The organism is Leucobacter celer subsp. astrifaciens, from assembly GCF_001273835.1.
GTDB classification, from domain to species: Bacteria; Actinomycetota; Actinomycetes; order Actinomycetales; family Microbacteriaceae; genus Leucobacter; species Leucobacter celer.
In genome coordinates, this window is record NZ_JHEI01000073.1 from 1 (window position 1) to 253 (window position 253).

General features: G+C 71.9%; 1 protein-coding gene. It reads left to right on the plus strand.

Annotation, left to right across the window (positions count from 1 at the left end; translation table 11 throughout):
* The coding region (locus AMS65_RS00190; RefSeq protein WP_157501948.1) for a peptidase dimerization domain-containing protein at positions 1-253 on the plus strand (253 nt) is incomplete at both ends.

Consider the following 253-nt stretch of genomic DNA (forward strand, 5'->3'; position numbering starts at 1 on the left):
CGACCGCTGTACCGTCTGCTGGCGGCGAAGCCCTGGCTCACCGCACGGGTGTTCGCGCGGCTCGGAGGCGAACCCGCCGCGATGGTGCGCACCACGGTCGCCCCGACAATGTTCGAAGGGGGCACCGCGGCAAACGTGCTCCCCTCGCAGGCGAGCGCCACGGTGAATCTGCGCATCGCCCTGGGCGAATCGGTCGCGCGCACCACCGACCGCATTCGCCGACGGATCGCCGACCGGCGGGTCACCATCGAGG